Genomic DNA, 23,456 nt, shown 5'->3' with positions numbered 1-23,456 from the left:
CTAGCGCCGTGCGCGCCTAGGGGAAAGCCATGGCTGAAACACCCTCCCCCCGAACCCCGGCATGGCCGCCGAAAAGCGCACCGCGCCTGTTTGTCGAGCAGCGGCTCGAAACCGGCGCGCATGTCTCAATCGAAGGCAACGCCGCGCACTACCTCTCCCGCGTCATGCGCGCGGCGGCAGGCGATGCGGTGATCCTGTGCGACAACGCCACCGGCGAATGGGCGAGCCGGGTGGTCGAGGCGGGCAAGCGCTCGGTCGAGTTGGAAGTGGCCGAGCAGCTGCGCCCCCGCGAAGACGTGCCCGATCTGTGGCTCTGCCCCGCGCTTCTCAAGAAAGACCGTTTTGACTTCGTGCTGGAAAAAGCGACCGAGCTGGGTGCGGCGCGGATTCAGCCGGTGCTCACAAGGCGCTGCGTTGCGGACAAGCTCAATCTGGAGCGCGCACGCACCATCACCATCGAAGCCGCCGAGCAATGCGCGCGCACTGCGCTGCCCGAAGTCACCGAACCGGCCAAGCTCGATGCGCTGCTGCGCGACTGGCCTGAGGAGCGCACCTTGTTCTTCGCAGATGAAGACGGCGGCGATCCGGCTGCTGATGCATTCGTCTATAGCGAAGGCTCCGCAGCGATCCTGATCGGTCCCGAAGGCGGCTTTGACGATGCCGAACGCGCCGCGATCCGCGCTCACCCCCAGGCCCGCGCAATCTCGCTCGGCCCCCGCATCCTGCGCGGCGAAACCGCCGCCATCGCTGCGCTATCGGTATGGATGGCGGAAGCGGGCGACTGGCTGGATGACGAGGAAGCAATGGCCGAGGATTTGGAGCCCGGCGAAGGATGACTTCGCGCGCACAAACGCATTTTGCGCTTCCCACGGGGGAATCGGTTTCCTAGAGCAACCGGCATGAGCACCAGAGAAGCTTCCAGCGCCGACGAGCCCATCCTTGAATCGCTCGACCAGCTGATCGAACCGATGCGCGCGGGCGAGAAGCCCAAATCCGACTGGCGCATCGGGACCGAGCACGAAAAGCTCGTCTACAAGCGCGCCGATGAGAACGGGAACCGCCGCGCGCCGTCCTATGACGAGAAATGCGGCATCCGCGACCTGCTGTCAGAACTCACCGAGTTCGGGTGGGAGCCGGTCGAGGAAAACGGCAATGTCATCGCATTGAAGGGCAAGGATGGCGCGGTCAGCCTGGAGCCCGCGGGCCAACTCGAACTTTCAGGCGCACCGCTGGAAAACCTGCACGAAACGTGCGCGGAAACGGGGCGGCATCTTGAACAGGTAAAGGCCATCGGAGAGCGCTGCGGGGTCGGCTATCTCGGCCTCGGCATGTGGCCGGACAAGACCCGTGCAGAGCTGCCTGTGATGCCCAAGGGTCGCTACAAGATCATGATGGAGCACATGCCCAAGGTCGGCAGCCTCGGCCTAGACATGATGCTGCGCACCTGCACGATCCAGGTCAATCTCGACTATGCGTCAGAGGCAGACATGGCGCAGAAATTCCGCGTCGGGCTGGCGCTGCAACCGCTCGCCACCGCGCTTTTCGCCAATTCGCCCTTCACCGAGGGCAAGCCCAACGGATACCTCTCTTACCGCAGCCACATCTGGTCAGACACCGATCCGCACCGCACCGGCATGCTGCCCTTCGTGTTTCAGGACGGTTTTGGCTATGAGCGCTGGGCCGAATATATGCTCGACGTGCCGATGTATTTCGTCTTCCGCGACGGCAAATATATCGACGCGGCGGGGCTGAGCTTCCGCGACTTTATGGCGGGCAAATTGTCCGTCCTGCCCGGCGAACGCCCGACGGCGAGTGATTGGTGGGATCACCTCTCCACCGCCTTTCCCGAAGTGCGCCTCAAGAGCTTCCTCGAAATGCGCGGCGCCGATGGCGGGCCGTGGAGCCGCATTTGCGCCCTCCCCGCCTTCTGGGTCGGCCTGCTCTATGACCAAGGCGCGCTCGACGCCGCGTGGGATCTGGTCAAGGACTGGTCGATGGAAGAGCGCGAGCAACTGCGCAATGACGCGCCCAAGCTCGCACTCGACGCACCTCTGCCGGGCGGCAAGGGGACGATGCAGGATCTGGGGCGCGAGGCGCTGGCTATCGCGCATTCCGGCCTGTCGGCCCGAGCGCGGCTCAATATGAGCGGCGACAATGAAACCGGCTATCTCGAAACGCTGGACGAGATCGTCAAAAGCGGCAAGGTTCCCGCGCAGCGCCTGCTCGATGCCTATCACGGCGAGTGGAACGGCGACGTTTCGCAGGTTTACAAATACTCGTTCTGATCCACCTTAGGGGAGAGAAGCAATGCTGATAGTGCTGGCCGAAGCCAAACTGGGCGAAGGCGCACTCGACGCCGCGCGCGATGCGATGGCGACTATGGTGGAGGCTTCACGCGCCGAGGAAGGCTGCGTCAGCTATGCCTACGCCGTCGACGTGCTTGATCCGAACAAGCTCATCATTGTCGAGAAGTGGGTCGATAGCGACGCGCTCACCTTCCATTTCCAGACCCCGCATATGGCCGCGTTCCAGCAGGCGCTCGGCTCGCTCGACGTCCAGATCACCGAGCTGGCCAAGTTCCAGGCCGATGACGGCTCCCCGGTGATGTAAGAGGAGCGCACAAGCCATGATCGTCGTTGTCGGATCGTTCCGTATCCCGCCCAGCATGATCGAGGTCGTGCGCCCTGCAATGGAGGCGATGATCTCCGCCAGCCGCGCCGAGGAAGGCTGCATCGAATACGCTTACGGCTTCGACGTGCTGGACGAAGGACTTGTGAGGGTCAGCGAGAAATGGCGCGACCGTGCCGCTCTCGAAGCGCATCTTCGCACCGCCCATATTGCCGAATGGCGCGCGCAGGTCTCCGCGCTCGCCATGTCGGAGCGCAACCTCACTGCGCATGAAACCGATGACGGGTTCTATATCTGAGCGTTGCTATTCCGCCGGTTCACGGGCCGGATCAACGCCCGAGACCGTTTCAACCTGTCTGCCCTGCCCCGAAAAGCGCGCGAACAGGCGCCGCCTGATCTTGGCTAGCGGCGCGGTGATAAGGCCGTGCTCTTCCATCCAGTCGTAATATTCGCGGTATTTGGGATCTTCAGCGAGCAGATGCGCTTCCTCTGTCCGCGCGCGCCAGTAATAGATCGCGTTGACGACAAGCAGGAAGAAAGTGTTGCGAATGGCGTCAACCGGCGATCCGCTGATGACGAGAAACGGCATGACCGAACACCACCAGAACAGGTTCTTTGACAGATAGGCCGGATGGCGGGTGAAGCGATACGGACCGTTGGTCAGCACGCCGCGATAGGTGAGGTTGGAGAAGCGGATGCCGAACACCACTGTCGCCCAGGCATAGATACCGGTGAGGAACACCAGCCACGCGGCCCAGCCCCACAGCAATGCGGTGTTACCCGCCATCCAGTCGCCCCAGCTCAGCACCTTTTGCTCATAGGAAAGGATCTGGCCGTTATTGCCGATAATCCCCCAGACAAAGGGCGGATAGCAAAGCAGCGCCGCCAGCCAGCCCGCGACAAAGGGATTGCCCGAACGGATATGCGCATCAAGCGGGCGCAGGGTGAAGAGATAGCCGACGGTCCCGATCTGCACATCGATCACGAACAGCAAGGTGATTAGCAGCATGCCCAGCGCGACCGGATTGCTGATGATCGAGCCCGGATCACTCTCAACCACATAGGCAAAGCCGGGCGGCAGGATCGAGATCATGAATGCGCCGAAAAACGCCTTGATGATCCATGCGCGCCAGTGCTTCTTGATCGCGTCAGTGTCCCACTCGCCGCGTCCCAGCAGCATCGCGCCAAAATGCCAGGTGCTGTCTCGCGGCTCGGTCATATGGCGGTCGAGCCAGATGATATAGGGCACCGAAAGCACCACCATCGGCACCAGCGCGAATCCCAGTATTTTCATCGCAAACAGATATTGCCCGTCCCAATACCAGCGGCAAATGCAGTAAAGCCCGGCGATAATCGCCCATGTCGCCCACAGGCCGAGAATCTTGACGGTCGAAACCGGCATAACCTCGTCCATGCTGCGCTTTAGGTTCCAGTCGAGCCCGGTCGAAGGACGCAGATGCACGCGGTCCACCAGCACCGACCAGACCGCCATCGGCCCCGCGGTAAACACCATCGCGGTGAGCGCGGCATGCGGGCCTGACAGGACGGTAAAATTGCCCTCCAGCCCCAGCCACAGCGCAATCTCGGGAAAGGCGCGGCAGAACATTATCCACGCGAACAGGCCCAGCAAACCGGCCAGGCCGACGCCGGAGGAAACGTCGCTTTTCGGCAGTGCCGGTTTGCGTGACCTTGCGGGGGCCGCATTCGAAGGCGCGGCGCTCTCAGTTGGATTCGTGCTCATTACCCTTCGGCGCTTAACGCAAAAGGGTTAATTCTCCGCCCACACAGAGCGCGCCGTGCCGATGAGACACTCTGCGCAGCCAAAGGTTAACGCAGCTTCCCGCGCTACTGGCGACTAACGCCAGGCGTGGATCGTCCCACTATCGTCGAGAATATAGAGGTGGTTGTCCGCCACGACTGGAGGCAGGCTGACCGGCTGATCAATGTCCGCGAATAGCTGCGAAGAGCCTTCACCAACGCTCACCTTCCAGACTTCACCGCGCGAGCTTGCCACCCACAGATTGCCGCCTGCAAGGACCGGCCCGGTCCAGAAAATCGGCCCTTCGCGGTCTTCCTCGTCGCGGAATTGCTGGAGCTGGGTGATCCAGCGCACGCGGCCATTCGAACGCGCGATCGCCAAAAGGCGCGCATCATCGGTCAGCGTGAAGATCCACTCGCCCGCAATCGCCGGAGTGGAAATGCCTGCAAGGTTGAGTTCCCAGATCCGCTGGCCTGTTACCAGCTCGTATGCCGCCATGCGGCCGCCCTGACCCAGCGCGTAGACGCGGCCCGAATCGATGATCGGATCGGCGTCGATATCGGTGATCGCGCTAACTCTGGTCGAGATATTGGTTCGCGCCAGCGCATCGGCCCAGAGCGTGCGGCCATTCTCGTAGCGGTAGGCGTTGAGCTCACCCGAGGAATAACCCGCAATTACCGTGCCCTGCCCGGCAGCCGGCGCTGCCACGCCAAACACGCCTGACTGCGTGGTCGAACCGGATTCGTTCCACAGCAGCGAGCCATCATTCACGTCGAGCGCGAGGATCTGGTTGTCCTGCGTCATCACATAGACCTGACCAAAGGCGATGGTCGGCGATCCGCGCAAAGGTCCGGCGGGCTTAACCTGCCAGATAATCTCGCCCGTTGCAGCGTCCAGCGCCTTGGCATCGCCCGCGCCATTGGTCGCGTAGAGGCGGCCATTCTCATAGCTGACACCGCCGCCAAAGGCCGATGGGCGCATATCGTCGCTCATTTCGGCATCCGAGCTCCAGATGCGCGCGCCGCTTTGCCGGTTGAAGGCGTGGATCGTGCCGTCAGAGCCCACTGCGAACAGCATCTCGCCGCCGATAACCGGAGCAGCCGCGAGGCGCTCACTATTGCTTGAGCCGGCAATCCGCGCGGTCCAGGCCTTGGAAGGGTTTTCTGGCAGAGCGAGGTGGCCGTAGGACTTGCTCGCCGAGCCGCCGACCTGCGCCCATTCGGCATTCACCTGCGCCGGGGGAAGCACCACGGTCACACCGGCAAGCGCCGGATCAACCGCCGCGCCGGTTTCGATGCGCGAGAGGATGTCGATGCGGTTCCCCACAGTCGGCGTCGTCTTCTTGCCGCCGCCGAACAGCCCGCCTTCGCAACCGGTCAGCGTTCCGGTCATCGTCACTGCAGCCAGCGTGAGCGCCATAACGCCTGTTTTACCCGTCAATCGCATAAGTTCCCGTCCGTTCAATAAACTTCATGTCTGTCGCAGCTGCACGCTTACCGCGCTGCTCCGCCTGCGGGGATCACCCCTTCGTCTTCGAGCAATTGCTCGACATCATCAATTGCATCGACGCCGAGCAGGCCTGCCATCTGGCGAGCGCGCGAACGCAGCGTTTCCGGCTGGCTTTCGTCGCGCGCAATCTCGGCGAACAACGTGCCTGCTAGGTCGCGGTTGCCTGCTTCGAGATGGGCGACTGCGACCAGTTCGCCTGCACTGCCGAAAAAGGCGTTGCCGGGCACGGCGAGACCTTGGAGCTTGGCAATCACATCGGCCGGTTCGCGGTCATCGAAATTGGTCGATACCTCGCGGATCAGCGCGAGATCGCGCAAAGGTTGCGGCGCTTCTTCATCTGCGGCGATAGCAGCGTAAAGCTCCACCGCGCGGGCCGGCTCATCCTGTTCGAGCGCGGCAGCAGCCTGAAGGAACCGCGCTGCGGAGCGCGCGCCGGGCGAGCCATCTTCGATCAGCGGTTCAACCTTGGCCGTTGCACCGGCAAAATCCTCGACATCTGCCGAATCGAGCGCGCTGACGATGGTTTCGGATTGCCGTTCCAGTTCAGCCTCAGTGGTGCTGTCCCACCACCAGTAACCAAGCATGCCCGCCAGCAGCAGGCTGATCGAGACACCCAGCGTGACGCCGTATTTCTGGAAGAATTCCAGCGCATCGTCCTGCCGCACAGCCTCGTCGATTTCGCGCATGAGGATCTCGTCCTCGCGCGATGGGCCTTCGGGTTCTTCGTCGTTCGGAGTTTGGGTTGGGGTGCGCGCCACCGGGCGTGTTCCTCGTTACAATTGCACTATCTTTGCGCGCGTCTTTAAGGAGCGCGGCGGCGGTGCGCAATGGCGCTGAATAATGGTGCGCACATGATCGGCTTGAACACAGTGAATGGGGGCCGCAAGTTTAACCCCCGGTGAAGCGGTCAAAATCACGAATTCTCGCGCGCATCCGTCGAAGCTGCCCCCCAATAGAGCGCCTTGTAAGTCTCCACCATTTTCCCTGCGTCGAAATGCGCGCGCGCCTTTTCGCGGTTGGCCTTGCCCACTTCCTTGCGCAAGGCGGGATTGGCGGCCAGCTCGCCAAGCATCGCTCCCAGCGCCTCTGCATCTTCAGGTTTCGCGATGAAGGGCCGGTTGGCCTCTGACACAATGGCGCTGACATCGCCGACATCGGGCGCGGCGACCGGCAGGCCCGCCGCCATCGCCTCTACCACCGAAAGCGGGAATTGCTCGCTCTTGGAGGATAGCGCGAAGATATCGAACATGCCGATCAGGCTGGCGGGATCGCTGACCGCGCCGGGCAGATGGACGCGGTGGCTGACCTCCAGATCATCGGCAGCGGCGCGGATCGCGTCTTTCTCCGGACCCTCACCCAGGATCACCAGCTGCCAGTTCTCCGGCAGACCGGCAAAAGCGCGCACCAGCATCGGCAGCTGCTTGACCGCGCGCAATCCGGCCAGAGTTCCGACCCAGTTCTCACCCTTGTGCTTGACCACGCGAAACGCGCCGGGCTTTGCCTTCTTGCCGAACGCCTTGGTGTCGATGCCGTTGGGGATGCGCTCCACTTTGGCGCGTGGCTGCTTCCAGGTTTCGAGCGCGATGCTCTCTAACGTCCGGCTGGGCACGACAAGTCTATGCGCACGGCCCAGCGCGATCCGGCGATACCAGTTGCGCTTGGGCTTTAGTTCACCCGCCTCATCCTCGTTAAAGCCGTCCTCGTGATGGATCAGCGGCGGCAGGCCCAGCGCATCGCCAAAGACCGTATGTGCCATCACCGCATCCATCGCGCCCCAATTGTAGGTGAGCACAAGGTCAAACGGCTTCATCGCCTGCGCCAGCGCGACCAGCCTGCCCGGCGTCGGCCAGCCAGTAAGCTGCGGGAAATTATCGGGAAAATACGCCTTGATCCCGCGCGCAATGTGCTCGCGCGCGCCCAATTGATCGGGCATTCCGGATATGATCGTGTGCTCAGCCGCATCGCCAAATGCGCTCATCAGCTGAACCGCGCGCATCTCCTTTCCGCCAGCCGCAAAGGTCGAGTGGCAGTGGAGAATCCTCAATGCGCTGGATTGTGTCGTCATGGCGGCGGAGTTCAAACCTGCGCCAGCAGCGCGTCAATCGCGGCGAGCGCTTCAGGCTCATCAAGCATCGGAGCATGGCCCACGCGCGGCACGGTGACGCTAGTCATGGCCGGGTTAACCTCTCCCATCCGCTGGACCGTTGCCGGTGTGAGCAGATCGGACAGCTCCCCGCGCACCAGCAGCATCGGCACGTCTTTGAGTGCCTCATAGACCGGCCACAAAGCGTCCGCAGGCGTGTTGTCCGCCTGCTTGAAGGGTTCGGCGATGGCCATGTCGTAATCATAGCTGATCCGCCCGTTCTGGCTGACCACAAGCGTGCGCTTGGCCATTTCCAGCCAGGTGTCGAGGTCGTAATCGGGAAAGGCGTCGCTGTGCGTTTCGGCCAGCGAGCGCGCGGCGTGGATCCATGTCGGATAGCTTTTGCCCTGCCCGACATAGCCCGCGATCCGCTCGATTCCGGTGGGATCGATCTCCGGCCCGATATCGTTCATCACCGCCGCCGCGATCCGCCCCGGCTTGGCCGCCGCGAGCAGCATCGTCATCAGCCCGCCCATCGACGTGCCGACCGCGATGAAGCGCGTAATCCCCAGCTCTGCGAGCAGTTTCTCGACATCGGCGACATATTGGCGCGGCTTGTAGGTCGAGGAATCGGGAGCGTAGTCGCTGTGCCCGCGCCCGCGCATTTCGGGCACGATCACGCGGCGTGTGGCGCTCAAATGCTCGGCCAGTTCAGCGAAATCGCGAGAATTGCGGGTCAGGCCGTGGAGGCACAGGACCGGCGGGCCGTCATATCCATCGGGGCCTGCATAATCGCGGTAATAGAGCGACAGGCCGTCCTCGCTGGTCCAGTTCCTGTCTTCGTAAATGTTGGCCATGGAAGGCGGTGTTCCCTGTTGTTCTTATGCGCGTCTTAATGCGCGGGTGCTGCTTGCGCAGGCGTCAGCTTACCCCCACTATCGCGGGATGAACGATGATCCGCAAGCTGCCAAATACACCCCCGATCCTGCGATCCTGACGCTTTCCGACTGGCTCGGCGCGCCGGTTGCGGCAGCGGATTTCCCCGAAACGCGCTTGCGCTTTCGCAATGACCGCGCCGCTGCGAGTGTGGGTCTGGACTCGCTCAGTGACGACGAATGGACGCAGCATTTCGGAAGGTTTGCTCCGCTGGAGGGCAATTTGCCGCAGCCGCTCGCGCTCAAATATCACGGCCACCAGTTCCGCCATTACAACCCCGACATTGGCGACGGTCGCGGGTTCCTGTTTGCGCAGATGCGCGAGGGCGACGGGCGGCTGATGGATCTGGGGACAAAGGGTTCGGGCACCACGCCGTTCAGCCGCTCAGGCGACGGCAGGCTGACGCTGAAAGGCGCGGTGCGCGAGATTCTGGCGACCGAGATGCTCGAAGCCTTGGGTGTGAACACGTCCAAGACTTTCTCGGTGATCGAGACAGGCGAGCCGTTGGAGCGCAATGACGAGCCCTCGCCCACCCGCTCCGCAGTGATGGTGCGGCTCAGCCATTCGCATATCCGCATCGGGACATTTCAGCGGTTGCTCGCGCTGGAGGAGAAGGCCGAGATGGAGGCCTTGGTCGATTACTGCCTCACGCAATTCCCCGGCCCTCCACCGCCAGAGGACGCTCCGGGCCGCGACGAGCCTGCGGTGCAGCTGATGCACCACGTTGTAGAGCGGATGGCCGATCTTGCCGCGAGCTATATGGTCGCGGGCTTCGTCCACGGCGTGCTCAACACTGACAATATGAATGTGAGCGGGGAGAGCTTTGACTACGGCCCGTGGCGCTGGCTGCCACGCTGGGATCCCGCTTTCACCGCCGCCTATTTCGACCATAACGGCCTCTACGCATTCGGCCGCCAGCCGGAGGCGCTGCACTGGAATTCTGGCCAGTTCGCGGTCTCCCTGCGCCTGCTTGCAGAGAGTGAGCCGCTGGTCTTTGCGCTGGAGCGGTTCGGACCGCTTTATATGGAAGCCATCGCGCGGCGCTGGTGCTGGCGCTTGGGTGTCGAAGCGCAAGGAGTGGAGACGGATTCGCTGCTCGTCTCGGCCTGTGAAAAGGTCATGCGCGAACAGGCCGCGCAGCCCGATGCGTTCTTCTTCAACCTTCGCGGCGGGCGCGGAGCCGAAGGGGAGCTGGGCGAAATGCTTGGCCGTTACACCCCGCTAGATGGCACGCATGATTACTGGAGCGACGATAAGCCTCAGTCGATGCTGATCGAAGAGGTTGAAGCGATCTGGTCAGCGATTGACGAGCGCGATGACTGGCAACCGCTAACGGACAAGGTCGCGGCGCTCCGCCGGATGGGGGAAGCGCATGGAACGCCTCCCGAACCGGCAGGCCACGCCTAGGCTTTACGGCGCGGGCTGCGCTTCGATCATCTGCTGGGGTTGCAGATCAACCCCAAACAGTTTCCAGCGGCCCTGTTCCCATTGGTAATAGACGTCGAACCCGATCGAGATCGGGCGCAGCTGGAAGACGCCGCGCACACGGAAGACATCGTTGCTGATCATTGTCGGCGCTTCGTAATAGGTCGGCGGGACCAGCAGCGCGTTGGACAGGTCGATATTGAGATTGCGCAGGCCCGCGAAAATCTCGGTCAGCCGCGCAGGGTTGAAATTGATCTGGAATGTCTGCGCAGAGATGTCGCGCAGCACCGAATAATTGCCCGACTGGTTGGCGTGATCGACCGCGGCGATGGTCGACCAGAGCAGCTTCGACAATTCCAGCTGGCTGGGAACCGGCCGTGCTGATGGCGGCGGTTGAACCGTCGGTACTGGCTGCGCAGCAGGTTGCTGTTGTGCCTGAACCGGCGTCATAGGGAGCGCTGCTGCGACAAGCGCTACTAGTGCAAAACGAAATGCCGGGGCGCTAGGCCCCGGCATCGCATATTTTGTTGCCATATGTGTCATGGCACTGATGTGTAACGGCTTACCAAGCAATTTGGAAGCCGCCGCGTGCGCCGACTTCGCCGCTGTCAAAGCCGACACCGACACCTGCCGAGATCGAGGCATTTTCAGACACGCGAGCGCTCACCGCCATCGTGCCAGCGCCCTGGTCTTCGAAGTAGCCAATACCGCCCGACAGCGCGAAGCTGGTGCCTGCAGGCAGCGTTGGGCTTTCCATCGCCAGTGCCATCGCCACACCTTCATTCGCGCGATCAATCGCAGCACTGTTGGCTGCGGTGATACCGAACAGAGTGTCGATCCGACCGGTGTTCGTAGCGGTCAATTGCTGCAACGCGCCGATATTGGCGGAGTTGGTCGCAATTCCAGCGGTGTTGGTGTTTTGCTGCGTGGTGAGCGCGGCAATGTCTGTCTGGTTGGTAGCGATGGCCCCTTCATTGGCGGTGACCCGCGTATCAAGAGCCGCCACTGCCGTGTTGCTCGCCGCAATCGCCGAAGCGTTGGTTGCGATGCCAGTGGCGTTGGTAGCGATACCAGTCGCATTGGTCGCGATGTCAGTGGTGTTGGTGGCGATACCAGTCGCGTTCGTAGCGATGCCAGTAGCGTTGGTTGCGATGCCAGTGGCGTTGGTAGCAATGTCAGCCGTATTGGTTGCAATCGCGGTCTCGTTCGCGGTTACCCGCGTATCGAGGCCGGCAATCGCCGTTGCATTGGCACCGATTGCTGCGGTGTTGGTTGCGATATCGGCAGAGTTGGTCGCAATATCAGCAGTGTTGGTCGCGATATCGGCGGTGTTGGTTGCGATATTACCAGCATTCGTCGCAATATCAGCCGTATTGCCCGCAATCGCAGTCGCATTGGCATCGATTCCGGACTGCAATGTTGCAGCCGTCGCAGCCAGTTCGGCGTCGGTTGCCAGATCATCGACAGCGATGCCCTGACCCAGTGTACCAGTTGCGTCGGTCGTCGCCACAAAGGCCGTGCCCGTCTGCGCAGCAGTGCTGGCTGCGAGATCGCCGATAGTGACCGAGCTGCCTGCGCCGCCAAGGACAATCTGGTTTGCTCGTGTGGTGGCCGCGAAGGCACCCAGAGCAACCGAGTTGTCGAAAGCTGCATTCGAACCATCGCCAACCGCTACCGAGCTGACGCCCGATGCTGCGCTGAGGTTACCGACTGCAACCGAACCATCGCCCGATGCGTTGGCCGCTTCACCCACTGCGAGCGAACGGATGCCGGTCGCGTTAGCAAGGTGACCAAAGGCCTGAGCACGTTCTGCCGAAGCAACCGAACGCCAACCATAGGCTGTGGCGCCCGGGCCTTGAGCGAAGGCTTCACCGCCCACTGCCGTGGTGGAGTTGCCGTCTGCCGTTGCGCCGCTGCCTGCGTCGTCGCCGCCCAGTGCAACTGCATCAACACCGGTCGCGCTCGAAGCATTACCGATAGCGATGGAAGCAAGCCCGCTGGCCGCTGCCTGATCGCCTTGAGCGATTGCGAAGTCTGCGCTTGCATTGGCGGCCTCACCGACGGCCAGCGAGCGGATACCCGTTGCTTGTGCCAGGTGACCGAAGGCCTGCGCGCGTTCTGCCGAGGCTACCGAACGCCAACCCACTGCGGTTGCGCCGGGGCCTTGTGCCAGCGACTCGCCGCCGATTGCGGTGGTCGAGTTACCAACTGCTGCTGCGCCTGCGCCTGCATCGTCGCCGCCGATCGCAACAGCGTCAACGCCTGTAGCGAGCGAAGCGTTACCGATTGCGATCGAAGAGGCACCCGCTGATTGCGAGAACTCACCGACCGATATCGAATTGTCGCCATCAGCAAGTGACGCGCGGCCAACCGCGATGGCCGAGATGCCGCTTGCAACCGAATCGCGACCCGTAGCGAAGCTGTGTCCGCCGCTTGCCGTGGCGCGGTTGCCGACTGCGGTCGAGAATTGACCCGATGCGACCGAGCTGCGGCCGAGTGCAGACGAGTTGTCTCCAGTTGCCTCTGCAAGCGCACCGAGCGCCGTCGAAGACAGACCTTCAGCCCGTGCGCTAGAGCCGATTGCGGTCGACGATTCGTTGAGCGCGCGTGCGTTGAAACCGAAAGCCGAAGAAGTGTCGCCGGAAGCAACTGTATCTGCGCCGACCGCAGTGCTTTCGTCGCCCGAAGCTTCTGCGTTTTCGCCGCAAGCCAGTGAATTGGCGCCAGAGCCATTGGCACCGCCAGTGGTGTCCGGATTGCCGCCAAAGAGCAGAACATCGCCTTGGCTGTAGGCTTCACCTTCGTTCGGGCCTGTAATGCCGAATCCAGCGCCATCATCGAGAAGACATTCTTCAGCCGACGCAGGCGTCGCGCTGAAACCAAATGCCGCTACGCCAGCGATCACAGCTGTCGAAGTCGACAGACCAAGTGCCGAACGTTTTGATTTTAAAAACTTCATCAGATTTTCCCCTTCGGAAACCGCGCCATTAAGTGCGCAGCAATTTCAATTGCGATCCGATCTTGGAGGTTTGGTCTGATGCCCCACGCATTGCCCATTTAGGCCCGACCCCCCCAGATTGCGGAGTTAACATACTCGAACTCACAAATAAGGGAAGACCCTGAAAGCTTACTCGAACTTACTGGAATTATGCCCGGCACATGGCTACCGAGGCCAACTAGGTGGTCCAGATGACAGGCTGGTAACCATTCTTGAGAGGCATACCTATAAATCGAGCCGCCAGTGTGACCGATAACATCCTGATTTCGATTGCCCCCGCAACCGGGGAAGAAGTGTGGCGCGGCGCCATCGGCGATGTCGATTCGGCGGTCAGCCGCGCACGGCGCGCCTGGCATGCCTGGGCTGCGCGGGCATTGGCGAACCGGGTTGAGATAGCCCGCCGCTTTGCCAATGAAGTGCGCAAGGATGCTGATAAGCTTGCCGAACTGATTGCCAATGAAACTGGCAAACCCTTGTGGGAAGCGCGCACCGAAGTCGATGCGGTGGTCGCAAAGGTTGATATCTCGGTTCAGGCCTATGCCGAGCGCACCGGCAAGAAGAAGCTCGACAGCGCCCTGCAGGGCAGCTCTGCCGTGCGGCACAAACCGCACGGTGTGATGGCCGTGCTGGGGCCGTATAACTTCCCCGCGCACCTGCCCAATGGCCACATGATCCCCGCGCTGATCGCGGGCAATGTGATCCTGTTCAAACCGTCGGAAAAGACGCCCGCCGTGGCCGAGGCGCTGGTCGATTGCTGGAACCGCTCGGGCGCACCCGAAGACACCGTACAGCTCATCATCGGCGGCCCCGACGAAGGCAAAACTCTGGTGGCGCATCCCGGCGTTGACGGCGTGCTGTTCACCGGATCGGCGCAGGCAGGCATCGCGATCAATCGCAAACTCGCCGCCAATCCGTCGAAAATCGTCGCGCTCGAAATGGGCGGAAACAATCCGATTGTCGTCACCGATACGCCCAAACTGAGCGATGCGGCTGCGCTGATTGTGCAGAGCGCGTTCACCACAGCAGGACAGCGCTGCACCGCTGCACGCCGGCTGATCGTGGTCGACCATCTCTATGATGACCTGATGGCCGAACTGCTCCCGCTCGCCAAAAAGCTGGTGGTGGATGAACCCTTTGCCGAACCGCAGCCCTTTATGGGGCCGGTGATCGACAACGAGACTGCCGACCGCTTGAACGAAAGCTTTCTGGCGCTGCTGACAGCGGGGGGCAAGGCGCTGCTTCACATGCGGCGCACCGATCCGGATAAGCCTTTCCTCACGCCGGGCATTATCGACACGACAAATATTCCCGACCGGCCCGATGTCGAGCTGTTCGGGCCATTGTTGCAGGTCATCCGTGTGCCTGATCTCGACGCAGCAATTGCAGAGGCGAACAACACCCGCTTCGGCCTGTCGGCTTCGTTGATTGGCGGATCGCCCGATGATTACGGGCGGTTCTGGGCCAATATTCGCGCAGGGATCATCAACTGGAACCGCCCCACCAATGGCGCATCGTCCAAGGCTCCGTTTGGCGGGATCGGTCTGTCAGGCAATCATCGCCCGGCGGCATATTACGCAGCGGACTACTGCGCCTATCCCGTGGCCAGCACCGAGATGGATCAGCCGCGCGCTAATATCGGGGTTGGTCTGAAAAGCGACTGAGTTTTAGGGCTTATTTGCGCCAGTGCACCACATCAACCTCGGTCAAACCGTTTGGCCCTTCGCGGACATGGACGGCCAGCGCCTGATCGCGGCGATCCGCGCGCAGCTGCACTTCGGGTGCATCAAACCGCTCGACACGAAAACGCGCGCGGTCAGCCTTGGCATAGTGATATTCGAGCACATCGGCGGCATCGGCGGCGGTCAGATAGCGCACAACGCGCACAACGCAGGTGCCCTGATCGACGCCCGCAGCCTGCTGCACCATGCCATGCGGCATGATTGATGAGGTTTCGGGCATCTGAGTCGACCAGCCGAGTCGTCCGTCCATATCGCCAATGCAATCGGGCCGCGCATCAAGCGCTTCGACGATTTCATTGGCTGTGGTCAGGCCTCCCAGAGCCGCAGAGCCGGTGCTTCCGGCAGCGAGCGGAACGGCGGGTATCTGGCCGCCTTCGAGCAATTCGATCCGCGCCGCTTCCCTCGCCCGCGCAGCCGCATCCTCGCTGCCTGCGAAGAGCGGCAGCGGATGACCATCGCGAATCGCAACTGCTGCATTGGCTTCGCTGCGCCATGAAAGATCGGGATCGACCATCAGCGGATCGTTGAGCGCGCGCGCCAGCAAGGGATCCTGAACGACGATTTCGGCAGGCGCATCGGCGGGCTCACTGCCACACGCGGCCAAAGCCGCGATGGCGAGCACGAGCGAAACAGGTTTGAGGGCGCGAATATCCATGCCAGCCGCTTTGACGCATTTTGGTTAATTTTCGCTATGCAGGTGGGCGGGATTCCTGCTCCAGAATCGAAGACGCTCCCAAGCCCCCGAAGGGAGTTGAGAGCGCCTTCCACGGCTGGTGGGAGCCGCGCCCGGGCCGTCCATAGGACGGGTCCAAGTCAAGGGAGGAGCCGACAAGGTGGTGTGGGATAGGTCGCCCCTCGATTGTGTGTTCATATTTACATGATCGAAACTGAACGAAGTGCGAGCGGGCCTGTCGGCGTTCGTTCAGCTTTTTATCGAGAAATCTTACAAGTTTGAGCGCAAGACGCAGCGCTTGCGCCCTGGCCTCGCGCGCCCTAGTGGCCGATGCCTGATGCAAAGCGCCCCTCCCTCACCATCGCCAGATACGCCTTCGGGCCTCCCCGCAGCGCTCGGCGCGTATTTCATCTGGGGCTTTCTACCGCTCTACCTGCTGCTGGTGACAAGCGTGCCGCCGTTCGAATTTGTCGGCTGGCGGATCATATGGACCTTGCCGTTCTGCTTGCTGATCGTGGCCTTGCGCAAACAGTTCCCGGCATTGCGCGCAGCGTTGTCCAATCCGCGCACCATGCTGGCGCTGCTGGCAAGCGCGGTGCTGATCGCGGTGAACTGGTTCGTCTATATCTGGGCGATCATGGAGAACCAGGTCTATGCGGCGAGCCTTGGCTACTATCTCAACCCGCTGCTTAACGTACTGCTTGGCACGCTGCTGCTGGGTGAGAAGCTGTCGAAATGGCAATGGCTGGCGGTTGCGATTGCACTGGCGGCGGTGGCGCTGCTTTCCGCTGGCGCGCTCACCACCTTGTGGATCAGCCTAACTCTCGCATTCAGCTTTGGCCTTTATGGCATTGTTCGCAAACAGGTTGATGTGGGATCGCTGCCGGGCCTCACGATCGAGAGCCTGATTCTGCTCCTGCCCGCATGCGGCATCGCCTGGTATTATGCAGGCAGCCCGGCAGGCACGTCATTCGGTCAGGACTGGTTCCTCAGCCTTGCGATCATCTTTTCCGGCGTGGTCACAGCGGTGCCGCTACTGCTGTTCGCGATAGCGGCGCGGCGGATGAATTACTCAACGCTCGGCTTCATTCAATATCTCGCGCCGACCATCGTCTTCCTGCTCGGCCTGACGGTGTTTGGCGAGCAGCTGCGCCCCGTCCAGCTGGGCAGTTTCATCCTGATCTGGATTGCGGTTGCGATCTTTGTCGCCGACCTGTGGGCCAGCAGCCGCCGTGCGAAAGCCGCAAAGTCGATCGCTGCCGCCTAACCCGCGATCCGCCAGCCGAGGGTTTGGCCTGCGTGCCAGGGCACGATCTCTTCACCCGCCAGTGCGAGCGTTTCAGGAACCTGCACTTCGGCGCGTTCCAGGGTGATCTCTTCATCGTTGACCGGCAGGCCATAGAACGCCGGTCCGTTGAGCGAGGCAAAGGCTTCGAACCGGTCCAGCGCGCCCTCTTCCTCAAACACTTTGAGATAACTTTCGAGCGCGAAGGGCGCGTTGAAAATGCCCGCGCAGCCGCAAGCGGTCTCTTTGGCAGAGCGCAAATGCGGGGCGCTGTCGGTGCCCAAGAAGAATTTGCCGCTGCCCGAAGTCGCCATAGCGCGCAGCGCCAGCCGGTGAGTCTCGCGCTTGGCCACCGGAAGGCAGTAATTGTGCGGCTGGATCCCGCCCACCAGCATCGCGTTGCGGTTGATGTGCAAGTGCTGCGGGGTGATCGTCGCGGCGACATTCGGTCCGGCTTCGGCGACAAAACGCGCCGCGTCAGCTGTGGTGATGTGTTCAAACACCACTTTAAGCTGCGGGAAATCGACGACAATTGCGCGCATGTGGCGCTCGATGAACTCCGCTTCGCGGTCGAACACGTCGATCTCGTTGTCGGTCACTTCACCGTGGACGCACAGCACGATGCCTTCGGTCTCCATCCGTTCAAGCACGGGGTAGATGCGTGTTACATCGCTAACGCCATACGCGGAATTGGTGGTGGCGTTGGCGGGGTAAAGCTTGGCCGCAGTGAACACGCCTTCAGCCGCTCCGCGCGCCAGATCGTCGGCGTCGGTCGTGTCAGTCAGATAGCAGGTCATCAGCGGGGTGAAGCGCGTCCCATCAGGCACCGCTGCCAGAATCCGCTCCCGGTATTCCGCCGCCATCGCCGCGCTTGTCACCGGCGGGGAGAGGTTCGGCATCACAATCGCACGGCCAAACTGGCGCGCAGTGTAGGGAACAACCCCGCGCATCACCTCGCCATCGCGGAAATGCAGGTGCCAGTCATCAGGGCGGCGAATTGTCAGCGTGTCTGTCATCGCTGTGTGCCTTAAGCGGCGTTTGAGGGGCTTTCCAGTCCCCTTGTGTCCGCTTAAGGCGCTGGCATGAGCACAATCGGATTTCTGGCCTGCGACACGACTCTACCAGGAGCAGGTGAGCGGCGCGGCGACGCGTTCGAACACGACCTGATGATGACGGCGATCGAGCCTGCCCTTGCAGATGCGGGCCTGACGCTCAAAGTGATCGACTGGGAAGCGCCGCTAGAGGCCTTTGAAGGCGTCGACCTCGTGATGCTGGGCACAGCGTGGAACTATCAGGACAAGGCCGAGGCCTTCCTCGCCAAGCTCGACGCCTTGGAAGCGCGCGGGATCATCGTGTGCAATTCGGCTGAAGTTGTCCGGTGGAACATTACCAAGACCTATCTGCGAGAACTTGCGACACACGGCGCGGCGACCATCCCGACGCGCTGGCTCGACAAAGTCTCCGCCGCAGAGGCCGAAGCGGCGATGGACGCCTTTGGGTGCGACAGGCTGGTGGTGAAGCGGCAGGTCGGCGCAGGCGCGATGGGGCAGGAAATGCTCACGCGCGGTGAAGTCCCGGCAGGCTGGCAATTCGACCACCCCGCCATGCTTCAACCCTTCCTCCCCGCAATCGCCAGCGAGGGTGAGCTTAGCTTCATCTTCATCGAAGGCGAACTCAGCCACGTCCTGCGCAAGCTCCCCGCCAAGGGCGATTACCGCATCCAGTCGCTCTATGGCGGGCAGGAAAGCGTCCACGCACCCTCACCCGAGGAAGCCAGCGCCGCCGCCGCGATCATCGCCGCCCTCCCCTTCGCCGCGCCGCTCTATGCCCGCATCGACATGCTGCGGATGGAGGACGGCGCGCTTGCGGTGATGGAATCGGAGCTGATCGAACCCTATCTCTATCCCGAGCAAGGGCCGGAACTCGGCGCTAGGCTTGCCCGCGCGGTTCAAAGGAAATGTGCAACATGAGCGCCACTTGGCTGAAATCACGCGCGGTAATCCGCCTGGCGCCGCTGGAGGCAGGCGAAGATGTGCGCAGCTTCCTGCAAGGGCTCGTCACCAACGATGTCTCGGGCGAACTGCCGGTCTATGCCGCAATGCTCAGCGCGCAGGGCAAGGCGATGTTCGACTTTTTCGTATGGGATGGCGGCGATGGCGCCGTGTTGCTGGATTGCGAGGCAGAGCACGCTGACGAACTTGCAAAGCGTCTCTCGCTCTACCGACTGCGCCGCAAGATCGAGATCGCGCGCGATGAAGGAGCCGCTGTGCATTGGAGCCTCGCCGCGCAAGAAGGCTCCGCCTCCGACCCACGCCTCACGCAATTGGGTCACCGATGGTTGGGAGCGCAAGAAGGCTCAGAACCCGCCGATGCAGCATACCTGGCTCACCGGCTCTCACTCGGCGTGCCCGAAGGTCGCGCGGAGCTGGGCGATATCCTCTGGCTCGAAACCAATGCGGTCGAGCTGAACGGCGTCAGCTTTGAGAAGGGCTGCTATATCGGGCAGGAAAACACCGCGCGGATGAATTGGCGCAATAAGGTCAATCGGCGGCTGGTTGTCGTCCCGCTCGATTCGTCTGACGAAGCGCGGCGCAAGGCGGCCTATCCCGAACTCGGGCTGGCGGTCGATCACTTGCGGGTGAGCGATCTCGATCCTTCCGCGCTGCCCGACTGGCAGGCAGCAGGGATCGCAGACTAGGCTTCGGCGGCGTTGTTCTCGGCCAGCGAGGCCTCGAGCGTCGCGGCTGCACGTTGACGCGCCGTGTCACGCGGAAGGCCGAGCGACTTCGCCAAAGCCGCACCGATCAGTGCATCACCCAGCGCCAGAAGCACCAGATTGAGCGTGTCCTTGTGGACGAACATCTCGTCGCCCTGATGATCGGCTTCACCGGGCGCAATCTCGTCCACCAGATCGTGAATGGTCGATATGATCGGGTTGAGCGCGTCCTCATTGCCTGTCAGCAGCATCCAGCTGGTCAGCGCGCCCGCGCCCTCGCGGTCGAATGCATCAAAGGCCAGATCCACCACTTCGCGCGCCGAGCCTAGACCCGCGCGGCTCGCATGGACCGCCTCGATAATCGTCTCGCATACGGTCCGGGCGAGATGCTCAGCCAGCGCCTTTTGCAAACCCGAGGCCGAGCCGAAATGGTGCAGCAAATTGGCATGGGTGCGCCCGATCCGCGAAGCGACGGCTTTCAGCGTCACCGATTGCGGGCCTGTCTCGATCAGCAATGCGCGCGCCGCTTCGAGAGCGGAACTGCGCGATTCTTCGGGACTTAATCTCTTGCGACTTGTCATTGCCCCGACGCGTAATCGAATTGCGTCAGGCGCTCAAGTATAGGACAAGCATGGGCAAGCGCAGGCGGCGCGCTGGTCACGCCGCCTGCGCATTGTCTGCCGCAGATATCCCTTCGAGCGAGAGAGCATATTCCGCCGTCGGAGCCTCTTCCCCGCGCCCACAAGAATGGCGTTCGACCACCCGGCCGGTCGGCTCGAAACCGAGCTTTTCCAGAACCTTGCCTGAGGCAGGATTGTCGAGAAAATGCGAGCCGATGACGCGCGAATAGCCGAGCGTGTGTGCGATTTCGAGCACCGCGCGCCCTGCTTCGGTGGCAAAGCCCTGCCCCCAGAAGGGCCGCGCAATCCAGTAGCCAATTTCAACCGTGCCCGCATCCTGGCCTTCGTCAGCAGGCGGCGGATCGATACCGATGCAGCCGACGACCTGCGCGTCGCGCGCTCGGGTGATGAGGAAACGCGGATGCATCGGCGCGATGGGCAGACGGGTAAAGTTGCGCGCATCCTGCTCGACATAGGGCCATGGAGCGCGCGCGAGATTGCGCACGACGCCCTCGTCAGCGATGCCCGCAAGCACGCCTTTCCAGTCCTCTGGCCAGATCGGTCTCAGCAATAATCTGTCGCTGCGATGGAACACGATACTTCCCTCTCCCGCCCCGCATCGCCCGTTTGGGGGCCATGCATGACACTTGCGTTTCGGCGAAAGGAGATTTCGCCGGACTGTGAGGGAGAAACGACAAGAGGGAGATGGCTCCCCCGGCTATCGGGGTGGCCCTTCTCCCTCTACGTCGCCGGTTCCAATGTCCGGCTAGGACCGCCCCGTTGGACGATCCTTTTCGTGAACCGTCCGGTTATTCGGCTGCTTCCGCAATCGCGTCTACCGACACATATTTGCGGCCAAGCTTACCCTTGTGGAATCGCACCACACCTTCGCCGAGGGCGAAAAGGGTATGGTCCTTGCCCATACCGACATTGGTGCCCGGATAGAATTTGGTGCCGCGCTGACGCACGATGATGTTGCCGCCGATCACGTCCTGACCGCCGAACTTCTTCACACCAAGGCGGCGACCGACTGAGTCGCGACCGTTACGCGATGAACCGCCTGCTTTTTTGTGTGCCATTGGTCCTGATCCTTACTTCTTGTCGGCCTTGGGCGCTGCCTTCTTGGCAGGCGCCTTTTTAGCCGGTGCTTTCTTGGCTGCGGGCTTCTTGGCCGCTGCTTCTTTCTTCGGAGCTGCCTTCTTGGCGGGAGCCTTCTTCTCGGCTTCCTTCTTGGCAGGTGCGGCTTTCTTTGCCGGTGCTGCCTTGGCCTCGGCGTCAGCCTTCTTGGCTGGAGCCTTCTTCTTGCCTTCGCCCACATCGGTGATGCGCAGCAGCGTCATCTGTTGGCGATGGCCGGCCTTACGGCGATAATTGTGACGGCGACGTTTTTTGAAAACGACGACCTTCTCGCTCTTGGCTTGGGCAATGATTTCTGCCGAAACCGTCACTTTCGCAGCGTCGGCGACATTGTCACCTTCGCCAGCGAGCAGAACGTCGCCCAAAGTGATCGTGTCACCCGCTTCACCAGCGAGTTTTTCAACGGCTATCTTGTCTCCGGCGGCAACCCGATACTGCTTGCCGCCCGTGCGCACTACTGCGAACATGGCTTGTAACTCTCAATCTCGTGCTATGTCCGATCCAGTGCTTTTTAGCACCTTACGAACGGCAATGCGGCGCCGCGAGTTTGCAGCGCCGGAAAGATGGGTGCCGTTAAGGGAATGATCTGGCCAAGTCAACGAGAGTCTTGAGACTATTTCGCTTCTCCACCGTGCGCAGACTGTGTGATTGCGGACTTTGTCGGCGGGCGCACCCATGGTAACGGCTCTCGCAATGAAACCCATGCATATTCGATCCTGCATTCTCATCGCCGCAAGCTCAGCGATTCTGGCTGCCTGCGCGGGCGACAGCAGCAAGTATCCCTCGCTCGCGATCCGCGATGCAGAGCGCGTCAGCGGTGAATTTTCCACTGTTGCGCCGGCAGACGCGGCTCCGGCCGCTCCGGTCGCCTCGGATCAGGAGATCGGAAGCATCGCCGCTAGAGCGCGCGCAACCCATCAGCTGTTCTTAGGCGAGCAATCTGGCGCGCTTGGCCTTGTTCGTGAGGCAAGAGGCGGCGGGATCGAAAGTAATGAGCGCGCCCGAGCCGAAACCGCATTGTCCGTGCTCACATCGCTGCGCAGCGATACGCAGCTTGCAATGGCCGAACTGGATACGCTGGAGGCGCGCGTTGCGAGCACATTCGCACCGACAGACGCAATCGCCGTTGCACAAATTCAGGTCGCATCTTTTCTTTCCGAGCAAGACGAAATCCTCGATGCATTGCTTGCGGAACTTGGACAATGAGCCTCGCTTGCGAGACCTGTCCTGTGCGCGACAGCGCGGCCTGCTCGGTTCTCACCCATGACGAGCGAGAGGCGCTTTCCGCTGCAGGGCGCACCCGCATCATCAAACGCGGCGAGATGCTGTTTGCGGCAGGCGATGACGATGCGGCCTGTGCGACGCTCGTCAGCGGAGCTCTCAAAGTGTCGGCAGTCGACCGTGAAGGGACCGAGCAGATCCTCGCCCTGGTCCATCCTTCAGGGTTTATCGGGGAGCTTTTCACCCCCTTCGCGCACCACGACGTAGTTGCGCTGACCGAGAGCAAGCTTTGCACTTTCGCGCGCAAGGATATCGAGCGGGCGATTGAGACCTATCCTGCGCTCGCGCGGGCGCTGCTGCGGCGCAGTCAGGAAGATTTGCTGGCGACGCGCAACCTGCTGGAGCTGACCGCACATGCCAGCGCCGAGGCGCGTCTGGCCGCTTTGATCCACGATTTCGCGGCCGCTGCGAGCGATTCTTCCTGTCACATTGCGCGCTCTTTCGAACTGCCGCTCACACGCGGAGAGATCGCCAATATGCTCGGCCTGACGATTGAGACCGTCAGCCGCAAGCTTGGTGAGATTGAGGAGATGGGGGCGATTGCACGCAAAGGTAAGCGCGGGATCGAACTGGTCGACCCCGCGCTTCTTCAGGCCCTCTCCGGGCGCCAGTCAGCTGATCTTTAACTGAAATCGTGGCGCCGCGTCCGGGCGATCGAGCCCCTCGA

24 protein-coding genes are annotated in these 23,456 nt (G+C 62.0%); 11 read left to right on the top strand and 13 right to left on the bottom strand.

Annotation, left to right across the window (positions count from 1 at the left end):
- Window positions 1–29 precede the first annotated feature (29 nt).
- From Q0887_RS01965 to Q0887_RS01950, 4 genes are all read left to right on the top strand, one after another.
- Entirely contained in the window at window positions 30–836 is an 807-nt protein-coding gene (locus Q0887_RS01965) for a 16S rRNA (uracil(1498)-N(3))-methyltransferase (protein WP_299191901.1), read from the top strand.
- Window positions 837–899: 63 nt separating this feature from the next.
- The gene (locus Q0887_RS01960; RefSeq protein WP_299191900.1) at window positions 900–2,285 is read left to right on the top strand and encodes a glutamate--cysteine ligase; all 1,386 of its coding nucleotides are present in this window, start codon (window positions 900–902) and stop codon (window positions 2,283–2,285) included.
- Window positions 2,286–2,307: 22 nt separating this feature from the next.
- Window positions 2,308–2,610, top strand: coding sequence for a putative quinol monooxygenase (locus Q0887_RS01955; RefSeq protein ID WP_299191898.1), 303 nt, complete (start codon window positions 2,308–2,310; stop codon window positions 2,608–2,610).
- Between the two features lie 16 nt (window positions 2,611–2,626).
- Window positions 2,627–2,926, top strand: coding sequence for a putative quinol monooxygenase (locus Q0887_RS01950; protein WP_299191896.1), 300 nt, complete (start codon window positions 2,627–2,629; stop codon window positions 2,924–2,926).
- A 6-nt stretch (window positions 2,927–2,932) separates the two neighbouring features.
- On the opposite strand, the gene Q0887_RS01945 is transcribed toward Q0887_RS01950, so the two are convergent.
- The 5 genes from Q0887_RS01945 to Q0887_RS01925 all read right to left on the bottom strand — a co-directional run bounded on the left by Q0887_RS01945 (window position 2,933) and on the right by Q0887_RS01925 (window position 8,836).
- Window positions 2,933–4,369 carry a DUF1295 domain-containing protein gene (locus Q0887_RS01945; protein WP_299191895.1) on the bottom strand — a complete coding sequence of 479 codons (1,437 nt, stop codon included), beginning with the start codon at window positions 4,367–4,369 and terminating at the stop codon, window positions 2,933–2,935.
- Window positions 4,370–4,483: 114 nt separating this feature from the next.
- Entirely contained in the window at window positions 4,484–5,779 is a 1,296-nt protein-coding gene (locus Q0887_RS01940) for a PQQ-binding-like beta-propeller repeat protein (RefSeq protein ID WP_299195181.1), read from the bottom strand.
- A gap of 101 nt (window positions 5,780–5,880) precedes the next feature.
- Window positions 5,881–6,654, bottom strand: coding sequence for a tetratricopeptide repeat protein (locus Q0887_RS01935; RefSeq protein ID WP_299191893.1), 774 nt, complete (start codon window positions 6,652–6,654; stop codon window positions 5,881–5,883).
- A 155-nt stretch (window positions 6,655–6,809) separates the two neighbouring features.
- Window positions 6,810–7,961: a glycosyltransferase family 4 protein gene (locus Q0887_RS01930; protein ID WP_299191891.1), complete on the bottom strand. Its 1,152-nt coding sequence runs from the start codon at window positions 7,959–7,961 to the stop codon at window positions 6,810–6,812.
- 11 nt (window positions 7,962–7,972) lie between these two features.
- Window positions 7,973–8,836, bottom strand: coding sequence for an alpha/beta hydrolase (locus Q0887_RS01925; protein ID WP_299191889.1), 864 nt, complete (start codon window positions 8,834–8,836; stop codon window positions 7,973–7,975).
- Between the two features lie 88 nt (window positions 8,837–8,924).
- Between Q0887_RS01925 and Q0887_RS01920 the strand changes: the two genes are divergently transcribed.
- Window positions 8,925–10,322, top strand: coding sequence for a protein adenylyltransferase SelO family protein (locus tag Q0887_RS01920; RefSeq protein ID WP_299195178.1), 1,398 nt, complete (start codon window positions 8,925–8,927; stop codon window positions 10,320–10,322).
- A 3-nt stretch (window positions 10,323–10,325) separates the two neighbouring features.
- On the opposite strand, the gene Q0887_RS01915 is transcribed toward Q0887_RS01920, so the two are convergent.
- Together Q0887_RS01915 and Q0887_RS01910 are read right to left on the bottom strand one after the other, a co-directional pair.
- Window positions 10,326–10,790 carry a hypothetical protein gene (locus tag Q0887_RS01915; RefSeq protein ID WP_299191887.1) on the bottom strand — a complete coding sequence of 155 codons (465 nt, stop codon included), beginning with the start codon at window positions 10,788–10,790 and terminating at the stop codon, window positions 10,326–10,328.
- A gap of 112 nt (window positions 10,791–10,902) precedes the next feature.
- A complete protein-coding gene (locus Q0887_RS01910; protein WP_299191886.1) occupies window positions 10,903–13,299 on the bottom strand; it encodes a YadA-like family protein in 2,397 nt (798 codons plus the stop codon).
- Window positions 13,300–13,583: 284 nt separating this feature from the next.
- On the opposite strand from Q0887_RS01910, the gene astD reads away from it, so the two are divergent.
- Entirely contained in the window at window positions 13,584–14,999 is a 1,416-nt protein-coding gene (astD, locus tag Q0887_RS01905; protein ID WP_299191885.1) for a succinylglutamate-semialdehyde dehydrogenase, read from the top strand.
- A 10-nt stretch (window positions 15,000–15,009) separates the two neighbouring features.
- On the opposite strand, the gene Q0887_RS01900 is transcribed toward astD, so the two are convergent.
- Window positions 15,010–15,732 carry a hypothetical protein gene (locus Q0887_RS01900; RefSeq protein ID WP_299191883.1) on the bottom strand — a complete coding sequence of 241 codons (723 nt, stop codon included), beginning with the start codon at window positions 15,730–15,732 and terminating at the stop codon, window positions 15,010–15,012.
- A gap of 355 nt (window positions 15,733–16,087) precedes the next feature.
- On the opposite strand from Q0887_RS01900, the gene rarD reads away from it, so the two are divergent.
- Window positions 16,088–17,017 (top strand): EamA family transporter RarD, encoded by a 930-nt coding sequence (gene rarD / locus Q0887_RS01895; protein ID WP_299191881.1) that lies wholly within the window; start codon window positions 16,088–16,090, stop codon window positions 17,015–17,017.
- Here rarD and pyrC read toward each other — a convergent pair.
- Window positions 17,014–18,051, bottom strand: coding sequence for a dihydroorotase (pyrC, locus tag Q0887_RS01890; RefSeq protein WP_299191880.1), 1,038 nt, complete (start codon window positions 18,049–18,051; stop codon window positions 17,014–17,016). The two genes, rarD and pyrC, sit on opposite strands and share 4 nt — an antisense overlap.
- Window positions 18,052–18,117: 66 nt before the next feature.
- Between pyrC and Q0887_RS01885 the strand changes: the two genes are divergently transcribed.
- The gene (locus Q0887_RS01885; RefSeq protein ID WP_299191878.1) at window positions 18,118–19,005 is read left to right on the top strand and encodes a hypothetical protein; all 888 of its coding nucleotides are present in this window, start codon (window positions 18,118–18,120) and stop codon (window positions 19,003–19,005) included.
- Window positions 19,002–19,733 (top strand): folate-binding protein, encoded by a 732-nt coding sequence (locus Q0887_RS01880; RefSeq protein ID WP_299191877.1) that lies wholly within the window; start codon window positions 19,002–19,004, stop codon window positions 19,731–19,733. Before Q0887_RS01885 ends, Q0887_RS01880 begins: the two co-directional genes overlap by 4 nt.
- Here the strand turns inward: Q0887_RS01880 and Q0887_RS01875 are convergent.
- The 4 genes from Q0887_RS01875 to rplU all read right to left on the bottom strand — a co-directional run bounded on the left by Q0887_RS01875 (window position 19,730) and on the right by rplU (window position 21,975).
- Window positions 19,730–20,332: a helix-turn-helix domain-containing protein gene (locus Q0887_RS01875; RefSeq protein WP_299191875.1), complete on the bottom strand. Its 603-nt coding sequence runs from the start codon at window positions 20,330–20,332 to the stop codon at window positions 19,730–19,732. The two genes, Q0887_RS01880 and Q0887_RS01875, sit on opposite strands and share 4 nt — an antisense overlap.
- A gap of 76 nt (window positions 20,333–20,408) precedes the next feature.
- The gene (locus Q0887_RS01870) at window positions 20,409–20,966 is read right to left on the bottom strand and encodes a GNAT family N-acetyltransferase (RefSeq protein ID WP_299191873.1); all 558 of its coding nucleotides are present in this window, start codon (window positions 20,964–20,966) and stop codon (window positions 20,409–20,411) included.
- A 214-nt stretch (window positions 20,967–21,180) separates the two neighbouring features.
- Window positions 21,181–21,450, bottom strand: coding sequence for a 50S ribosomal protein L27 (gene rpmA / locus Q0887_RS01865; protein WP_299191871.1), 270 nt, complete (start codon window positions 21,448–21,450; stop codon window positions 21,181–21,183).
- A gap of 12 nt (window positions 21,451–21,462) precedes the next feature.
- Window positions 21,463–21,975: a 50S ribosomal protein L21 gene (gene rplU / locus Q0887_RS01860; RefSeq protein ID WP_299191870.1), complete on the bottom strand. Its 513-nt coding sequence runs from the start codon at window positions 21,973–21,975 to the stop codon at window positions 21,463–21,465.
- A gap of 226 nt (window positions 21,976–22,201) precedes the next feature.
- On the opposite strand from rplU, the gene Q0887_RS01855 reads away from it, so the two are divergent.
- On the top strand, window positions 22,202–22,714 hold the full coding sequence (locus Q0887_RS01855) for a hypothetical protein (RefSeq protein ID WP_299191869.1): 513 nt from the start codon (window positions 22,202–22,204) through the stop codon (window positions 22,712–22,714).
- The gene (locus tag Q0887_RS01850; protein ID WP_299191867.1) at window positions 22,711–23,415 is read left to right on the top strand and encodes a Crp/Fnr family transcriptional regulator; all 705 of its coding nucleotides are present in this window, start codon (window positions 22,711–22,713) and stop codon (window positions 23,413–23,415) included. The genes Q0887_RS01855 and Q0887_RS01850 overlap by 4 nt, the downstream gene beginning before the upstream one ends.
- Window positions 23,416–23,456: the final 41 nt, after the last annotated feature.

Origin of the sequence: uncultured Erythrobacter sp. (assembly GCF_947492365.1) — a bacterium.
GTDB lineage: Bacteria > Pseudomonadota > Alphaproteobacteria > Sphingomonadales > Sphingomonadaceae > Erythrobacter.
This window is presented reverse-complemented; position numbering and strand designations above follow the sequence as displayed.

Excerpts from the sequence above, each read along its gene's own strand:
- Q0887_RS01965 (WP_299191901.1), top strand. The coding sequence starts at position 30 with ATGGCTGAAACACCCTCCCCCCGAACCCCGGCATGGCCGCCGAAAAGC.
- Q0887_RS01960 (WP_299191900.1), top strand. The coding sequence starts at position 900 with ATGAGCACCAGAGAAGCTTCCAGCGCCGACGAGCCCATCCTTGAATCG.
- Q0887_RS01955 (WP_299191898.1), top strand. The coding sequence starts at position 2,308 with ATGCTGATAGTGCTGGCCGAAGCCAAACTGGGCGAAGGCGCACTCGAC.
- Q0887_RS01950 (WP_299191896.1), top strand. The coding sequence starts at position 2,627 with ATGATCGTCGTTGTCGGATCGTTCCGTATCCCGCCCAGCATGATCGAG.
- Q0887_RS01945 (WP_299191895.1), bottom strand. The coding sequence starts at position 4,369 with ATGAGCACGAATCCAACTGAGAGCGCCGCGCCTTCGAATGCGGCCCCC.
- Q0887_RS01940 (WP_299195181.1), bottom strand. The coding sequence starts at position 5,779 with ATGACCGGAACGCTGACCGGTTGCGAAGGCGGGCTGTTCGGCGGCGGC.
- Q0887_RS01930 (WP_299191891.1), bottom strand. The coding sequence starts at position 7,961 with ATGACGACACAATCCAGCGCATTGAGGATTCTCCACTGCCACTCGACC.
- Q0887_RS01925 (WP_299191889.1), bottom strand. The coding sequence starts at position 8,836 with ATGGCCAACATTTACGAAGACAGGAACTGGACCAGCGAGGACGGCCTG.
- Q0887_RS01920 (WP_299195178.1), top strand. The coding sequence starts at position 8,925 with ATGAACGATGATCCGCAAGCTGCCAAATACACCCCCGATCCTGCGATC.
- Q0887_RS01915 (WP_299191887.1), bottom strand. The coding sequence starts at position 10,790 with ATGACGCCGGTTCAGGCACAACAGCAACCTGCTGCGCAGCCAGTACCG.
- Q0887_RS01910 (WP_299191886.1), bottom strand. The coding sequence starts at position 13,299 with ATGAAGTTTTTAAAATCAAAACGTTCGGCACTTGGTCTGTCGACTTCG.
- Q0887_RS01900 (WP_299191883.1), bottom strand. The coding sequence starts at position 15,732 with ATGGATATTCGCGCCCTCAAACCTGTTTCGCTCGTGCTCGCCATCGCG.
- rarD (WP_299191881.1), top strand. The coding sequence starts at position 16,088 with ATGCAAAGCGCCCCTCCCTCACCATCGCCAGATACGCCTTCGGGCCTC.
- pyrC (WP_299191880.1), bottom strand. The coding sequence starts at position 18,051 with ATGACAGACACGCTGACAATTCGCCGCCCTGATGACTGGCACCTGCAT.
- Q0887_RS01885 (WP_299191878.1), top strand. The coding sequence starts at position 18,118 with ATGAGCACAATCGGATTTCTGGCCTGCGACACGACTCTACCAGGAGCA.
- Q0887_RS01880 (WP_299191877.1), top strand. The coding sequence starts at position 19,002 with ATGAGCGCCACTTGGCTGAAATCACGCGCGGTAATCCGCCTGGCGCCG.
- Q0887_RS01875 (WP_299191875.1), bottom strand. The coding sequence starts at position 20,332 with ATGACAAGTCGCAAGAGATTAAGTCCCGAAGAATCGCGCAGTTCCGCT.
- rpmA (WP_299191871.1), bottom strand. The coding sequence starts at position 21,450 with ATGGCACACAAAAAAGCAGGCGGTTCATCGCGTAACGGTCGCGACTCA.
- rplU (WP_299191870.1), bottom strand. The coding sequence starts at position 21,975 with ATGTTCGCAGTAGTGCGCACGGGCGGCAAGCAGTATCGGGTTGCCGCC.
- Q0887_RS01855 (WP_299191869.1), top strand. The coding sequence starts at position 22,202 with ATGAAACCCATGCATATTCGATCCTGCATTCTCATCGCCGCAAGCTCA.
- Q0887_RS01850 (WP_299191867.1), top strand. The coding sequence starts at position 22,711 with ATGAGCCTCGCTTGCGAGACCTGTCCTGTGCGCGACAGCGCGGCCTGC.